The organism is Roseovarius sp. (genome assembly GCF_018066915.1).
Taxonomy (GTDB): domain Bacteria; phylum Pseudomonadota; class Alphaproteobacteria; order Rhodobacterales; family Rhodobacteraceae; genus Roseovarius.
In genome coordinates, this window is sequence record NZ_JAGPVV010000340.1 from 1 (window position 1) to 3,445 (window position 3,445).

3 protein-coding genes and 1 pseudogene are annotated in these 3,445 nt (G+C 65.1%); all 4 read right to left on the reverse strand.

All coding sequences use genetic code 11. The features are described from left to right. On the reverse strand, positions 1-950 hold a 950-nt coding region (locus KBT70_RS18870; protein WP_296637805.1), incomplete at its 3' end, for an NAD(P)H-quinone oxidoreductase. Continuing rightward, entirely contained in the window at positions 947-1,846 is a 900-nt protein-coding gene (gene sucD / locus KBT70_RS18875) for a succinate--CoA ligase subunit alpha (RefSeq protein WP_296637807.1), read from the reverse strand. The genes sucD and KBT70_RS18870, both read right to left, overlap by 4 nt. After that, positions 1,846-3,021: an ATP-grasp domain-containing protein gene (locus KBT70_RS18880; RefSeq protein ID WP_296637809.1), complete on the reverse strand. Its 1,176-nt coding sequence runs from the start codon at positions 3,019-3,021 to the stop codon at positions 1,846-1,848. The genes sucD and KBT70_RS18880 overlap by 1 nt, the downstream gene beginning before the upstream one ends. An 87-nt stretch (positions 3,022-3,108) precedes the next feature. After that, positions 3,109-3,445: pseudogene (locus tag KBT70_RS18885) on the reverse strand (succinate--CoA ligase subunit alpha); the annotation flags it as partial.

Here is a 3,445-nt window from a genome sequence, read left to right on the forward strand (position 1 = left end):
TCCATCAGCCGATGCGCCTCTGCCGCCTCTTCCATGGGGAGGATACGGTGCGTCACGGGGCGCAGTTTTCCAGCGGCAAAGAAAGGCCAGACAGTTTCGCGCAGCGCCTCGGCCACTTGCGTCTTGAACGCTTCGGGCCGCGATCGCAGGGTAGAGCCGGTGTAGCTCAGACGTTTGAGCATTACGGGCATGAGATCAATCTCGACCTTAGAGCCCATGTTGAAAGCAAGCTGAATGATCCGCGCATCATGGCGCGCGGCCTTGATGTTGCGCGCCACGTAATCACCACCGATGATGTCGAGGATGATATCGGCGCCGCCTGCCTCGCGGGTGAGGGCCACGAAATCCTCGGAGCGGAAATTGATGGCGCGGTCAGCCCCCAGAAAGGTGACGAACTCTGCTGCGTTGGCATCGCCTACTGTGGTCAGCACGGTCAGCCCCATGGCCTTGCCCAACTGGATCGCCGTTGACCCGATGCCGCCCGCGCCGCCGTGGACAAGGAAGACCCCGTCCTTGGGCAGGATATGCCCCAGAAACACATTGCTCCAGACGGTAAAGAAGGTTTCGGGCAGGCCAGCCGCCTCGACCTCGTCGACACCTTGCGGAATGGGTAGGCAGTGGCTGGCATCCACGGCCACAAATTCGGCATAGCCGCCGCCATTGGTCAGCCCACAGATGCGGGCGCCGGGGTGCCATTGGCTGACACCCTCGCCACAGGCCACCACCTCGCCGGACACTTCCAGACCGAGAAGGTCCGAGGCGCCCTTGGGTGGAGGATAATGGCCGCGTCGCTGCACGAGGTCCGGACCGTTCACACCGGCGGCGGTGACGCGGATCAGCACCTCGCCCGCGCCGCACTCGGGCAGGGGACGGGTGCCGGGGATCAGCACCTCGGGGCCACCGGGGGCGCTCATTTCGATCACGCGCATGGTTTCAGGCAAGGCACTCATCGGGCAGCAGCCTTTTGCGGGGCCTTAGCGGTGGCGCGCGCGACGGCGGCGACCACGTCATCGGCATGCGCGGCGATTTCGACCCCGGCGGCGCGCAGGCGGGCGATCTTATCCGCCGCTGTGCCGCCACCCAGAACCGAAAGCGTGCCCGCATGACCCATCCGGCGCCCGCGCGGCGCGTGACGACCGACCACAAGGGCCACCACCGGTTTGCCATAGTCCACGGCTTCAAGATAGGCGGCGGCCTCTTCTTCGCCGCGCCCACCGATCTCGCCGATCAGCACGACCGCCTCGGTCTCGGGATCGTCGCGGAAGGCCTTGAGGCAATCGACAAACCCCACGCCATGCAGCGTGTCGCCGCCAATGCCGACAGTGGTCGATTGCCCGAGCCCCGCCTTGCTGCATTGCGCCAAGATTTCCGAGGTGAGCGAGGCCGACCGCGACGCGATGCCGATATGGCCGGGCAGGGCATTGACCGTGGGCATGACGCCGATCTTGCACTGGCCCGGCGTCAGGATGCCTTGGGAATTAGGGCCGATGAGCACGGTGTCGGTGCCTGCAAGCGCCTGTTTGACGCGGCTCATGTCATGTTGCGGTACACGTTCGGTCACGCAGACGACCACGCCGATACCGGCCTCGATGGCCTCGATCATCGCGGCGCCGGCCTGAGGCGCTGGCACAATCACGAGGCTGGCATTGGCCTCGGTGGCCTCAACCGCGTCGCGCACTGTGTTGTAGAGCGGAAGGCCAAGGTGCCGCGCACCGCCCTTGCCGGGGCGCACGCCACCCACGCAGGTGGTACCATAGCGCATCGCCTCATCGGTGTAGAAGGTGCCGGAGCGCCCGGTCATGCCCTGCACGATCAGCCGTGTTTCGGAATTGACAAAGATCGCCATCAGCGCGCCCTCCTCTGGCCTGCCAGTTCAACCACCCGCCCGACGGCTGCCGACAGGGTGTCGCAGCTCTCGACCGGCACTTTGCGTTCGCGCAGGATGCGGTGGCCCCAATCTGCATGCTTGCCCGAGATATAGGCAATGACCGGCAACTTGCGGGTGGCCTTAGCATAGGCAAAGTTGACGCCTTCGGCCACCGTGTCGGCAGAGGTCATGCCGCCGCCGTGGATCGTGAGCAGGATTGCGGTCACGCGGTCATCGGCCAAGAGGATCTCGACCCCGCGCGCCACATCCATGCTGCTGGCGGTGGTGCGAATATCCATGAAATTGGCAGGCTTGCCGCCTGCGTCCATGATCATGTCATTGGTTGCAAGACCAAGCCCTGCACCATTGGCGACGACACCGATATTGCCGTCGAGCCGCACGAGATTGATATTGTGTTTCTGGGCCGCCAGTTCATCGGCCGGGGCCGGGCGGTCCGCCACCATCGAAGCGAATTCGGGGCGGCGAAACCCGGCATTGGGATCAATCGCCACCTTGGCATCAACCGCCATCCAGCGACCCTGCGGGGTGCGGGCAAAGGGGTTGATCTCGATCAGCGTCATGTCGTTCTCGGTAAAGGCGAGGCGGGCGGCAAAGATCGCGTCGATGGCCGCCTCCTGTGCCTCGGTGATGCCGACGCCGGTCAGAAAGGCCGCGATCTGCGCGCGGGCCTCGGGGGTATCCGCGGGCAGGGGGCAGCTTTGGGCGGTGTCCTCGTCCATGCGCGCGCGCTGTTCGAATTCCACGCCACCCGCACCCGAGGCCAGAAGCATCGGCTGCCCGGTTTCTGGATCAAGGGCGATGGCGACAAAGCAGCTTTGCGCGATGTCGATGGCCGCCTCGACCTGCACCAAGGTCACGGTTTCACCCGCGGGCCCGGTCTGATCGGTCACAAGCGTAGAGCCAAGCAGGCGGCGCGCCTCGTCGGCCACGGCAGAGGGGGTGGCGGCAAATCGGATACCGCCAGCAAGACCCCGCCCGCCCGCGCCGATCTGCGCCTTGACCACATACTTGCGCGCGTCGATTTCCTTGCAGAGGCGTTGCGCCTCGTCCGGGCTGCGGGCAGGGCGTCCATCGGGGGCAAGCACGCCATATTGTGCAAGCAATTCCTTGGACTGATATTCGGCGAGAAACATGGGAGGCGCCTCCTCTCTGGCTATGGTTCTTGGTATACCAAGAACCATATTGAGTCAACGCCTCCGCCTGCCGGGGTTGGGCCGGATCTACCGGCCAATCGCCTTGAGCACGGCCTCGCCCAAACCAGCGGGGCTTTCGGCGACGGTGATCCCGGCGGATTTCATGGCTTCGATCTTGCTCTCGGCGTCGCCTTTGCCGCCTGCGACGATGGCGCCGGCGTGGCCCATGCGGCGGCCCGGCGGGGCGGTGCGGCCTGCGATAAAGCCTGCGACAGGCTTCTTGCGCCCGCGTTTGGCCTCATCCTTGAGGAACTGCGCCGCTTCTTCTTCCGCACTTCCGCCGATCTCGCCGATCATGATGATCGACTGCGTTTCGTCATCGGCGAGGAACCATTCCAGCACGTCGATATGTTCGGTGCCCTTG

Coding starts and splice junctions, on each gene's coding strand:
- sucD (WP_296637807.1), bottom strand. CDS start 1,846: ATGGCGATCTTTGTCAATTCCGAAACACGGCTGATCGTGCAGGGCATG.
- KBT70_RS18880 (WP_296637809.1), bottom strand. CDS start 3,021: ATGTTTCTCGCCGAATATCAGTCCAAGGAATTGCTTGCACAATATGGC.